This is a genomic window from Exiguobacterium sp. ZOR0005 (assembly GCF_000798975.1).
Classification (GTDB): Bacteria; Bacillota; Bacilli; order Exiguobacteriales; family Exiguobacteriaceae; genus Exiguobacterium; species Exiguobacterium aurantiacum.
Genome location: NZ_JTLB01000049.1, coordinates 1 through 302 on the forward strand (window position 1 = coordinate 1; position 302 = coordinate 302).

Sequence of the window (302 nt, forward strand, 5' to 3'; positions counted from 1 at the left end):
CAGGATGTAGAACCAGACCGCGTACAGCATGAACGTGCCCGGGACGAGCGCGATGTAGTGGTTGCGCCCCTTGATGTACAAGTACATCGCCCCGACGAAGAGCGCGATGACGGCCGTCGTCTGGTTCGCCCAGTTGAAGTACTGCCAGAGCATCTGGAAGTCCATGTTCGTCAACACGTACGAGATGGCGAAGAGCGGCAGTGCGATCCAAAGGCGTGACGAGAACTTCTTCTGTGCGACCTTCAAGTAGTCGGCGATGATCATCCGGGCGCTACGGAACGCCGTGTCGCCGGACGTGATCG

General features: G+C 58.9%; 1 protein-coding gene. It reads right to left on the bottom strand.

Annotated features, from left to right (window positions below; translation table 11 throughout):
* Positions 1-302 (bottom strand): carbon starvation CstA 5TM domain-containing protein (locus tag L971_RS14735; protein WP_047376487.1); only part of this gene is annotated, 302 nt, incomplete at both ends.